A 2,094-nucleotide genomic window follows, 5' to 3' on the forward strand; every position below is an offset into this window, starting at 1 on the left:
CTGCCATAATTAACCAACTGAGCAAATGGGCATAATACCAAAAGTGATTTAATTCCCCTTCCGGTAGCCATTTGGAATCCATCATCCGACCACTATACAAGGCAAAAGTTAGGGCAAAAAGAGTCAAAGTATTGACTAAACGATGGAGACTATACCACCAAATCGGCTTACCAAATTGGGTTAATTTGTTAAGAGAATCACTTTGAATTAATCTTTTGTTGCCCCGACGAAAAGCATAGATAGCAAAAACGGGAAAAATAATCAGAGTATAGAGGCCAAAAGTGCCATGAATACTTTCAATTTCTTGATATTCTGGTAAGGGCAGTTTTAACCAACGACCGTCAAAAGTATCATAGGTCCAATAGGCCGTAACCATGGCGGCAATGAGGGCAATTCCCGTGAATCCGTGCAGAATTCGCAGTAAAAGAGGTTGATAAGGTTGATTAGTTTTCATGAACTCGATCGATACAATGGGGTATGTAAACTTGCCCAGATACTATGTTAACTAATCCTTGGCTCGTCGCTGTTCTTCTCAATACCGTCCTCCTCGGAATCGCCTGGATTGCCCCAAAAAAGCTCTTAACTCGGATGGGTTATCTCCATGCTTGGGTTTTAGGGGTAATTGTCTGGGGAAGCTTGGGATGGCGCGGTTATCTAATTGTTTTATTCTATTTCCTCGTCGGTTCTACTGTCACCCGCATCGGTTTAGCGCGCAAGGAAGCGGAGGGAATTGCCGAAAAAAGAGCGGGGGTGCGCGGTCCTGAAAATGTCTGGGGTTCCGCTTTAGCGGGGGCAATTTGCGCTATCCTAAGTCTTTTTGCCGCTTCTCCCTGGGATTACCTCTTAATACTCGCTTATGTGGCTAGTTTTAGCACCAAATTAGCCGATACTACTGCCAGTGAGGTGGGCAAAGCTTATGGTAAAACTACTTATCTAATCACTAATTTTAAATCCGTCCCCCGGGGAACAGAAGGGGCTGTTAGTTTAGAGGGAACGCTCGCCGGTTTGCTGGCAGCCACGGCGATTTCCCTGTTAGCATGGGGTATCGGTGCGATCGATCTTCTTGGTGTGTTATGGTGCGTAATTGCGGCATTTATCGCCACCAATATCGAAAGTCTCATCGGTGCTACTCTACAAACTCGCTTTCTGTGGTTAACTAATGAATTGGTCAATGTGATCAATACGGTTATCGGTGCGATCGTAGCTATACTGTTAAGCTTGCTCTGGTCTTTCAGCTAAAGTTAAGTGACTAAAAAAATTTTTCAGAGAATATCTATGCTAAAGTGGCGTTTTTGTGCATTGTCCCTGCTGTTACTGCTAATTACTGCCTGTGGGACGGAAAATCAACCGAATTCTAGTTCTAACACTGCAAATAGTCCCAGTGCTGACCGCTTGCAAACGGTGAAAAATCGCGGTAAGTTAATTTGTGGCATTAACGGAGAAGTGCCGGGGTTTAGCTTTGTTAATGAAAAAGGCGAATATTCGGGCTTAGATGTGCAAATTTGCCGAGCTATTGCGGCTGCTCTCTTTGATGATCCCTCCAAAGTCGAATATCGTAAACTTAGCCCCCAAGAGAGATTTACTGCCGTACAGACGGGAGAAGTGGATATCCTCAGTCGCAACACCACCTGGACGATTAACCGGGATACCGCTCTGGGGATGGAGTTTATCACCCCGGTTTTCTATGATGGTCAAGGAATTATGGCCACGAAAGCCAGTAATGTTAAGAAATTAGAAGATTTGAGCGGAAAGTCCATTTGTGTGCTATCGGGAACCACCACAGAACAAAATCTGGCCGATGCCATGGCAAAAGCGGCAGTGCAAGGTTATAAACCGATCGTTTCCGATGATGTGGAGGCCTTATATACAGCTTATCAGGCGGGGCGTTGTCAGGCTGTCACTTCCGATCGCTCCCAATTGGTGGCCCGGCGCTCGGTTTTTCCCCGACCGCAGGATCATCAATTATTAGAAGTGGTAATATCTAAGGAACCCTTGGCCCCGGCCGTGGCCGATGGTGATCCCGCTTGGTCGAATGCCGTCCGCTCGATCGTTTTTAGTTTAATTCAAGGGGAAGAATTCGGGATTAACTCCCAA

Annotated in this window: 3 protein-coding genes; 2 read left to right on the plus strand and 1 reads right to left on the minus strand. The window is 45.8% G+C overall.

Going from position 1 to position 2,094, the window contains the following annotated elements; translation table 11 throughout:
• Nucleotides 1-454, minus strand: a 454-nt coding sequence (locus PX636_RS08840; RefSeq protein WP_353853464.1) for a cytochrome b/b6 domain-containing protein, incomplete at its 3' end; no start/stop codon positions are given.
• A 44-nt stretch (nt 455-498) separates the two neighbouring features.
• Here PX636_RS08840 and PX636_RS08845 point away from each other — a divergent pair.
• Complete coding sequence (locus tag PX636_RS08845; protein ID WP_288116792.1) at nt 499-1,239, plus strand: TIGR00297 family protein; 741 nt, start codon at nt 499-501, stop codon at nt 1,237-1,239.
• Nucleotides 1,240-1,275: 36 nt separating this feature from the next.
• Nucleotides 1,276-2,094: amino acid ABC transporter substrate-binding protein (locus PX636_RS08850; RefSeq protein ID WP_288116793.1), on the plus strand; the 819-nt coding region annotated here is incomplete at its 3' end.

This window comes from Microcystis sp. M53598_WE2, from assembly GCF_030067735.1.
GTDB classification, from domain to species: domain Bacteria; phylum Cyanobacteriota; class Cyanobacteriia; order Cyanobacteriales; family Microcystaceae; genus Microcystis; species Microcystis aeruginosa.

Bases quoted from the DNA above. Each gene is read 5' to 3' on its own strand.
- PX636_RS08845 (WP_288116792.1), top strand. From the start codon at position 499: ATGTTAACTAATCCTTGGCTCGTCGCTGTTCTTCTCAATACCGTCCTC.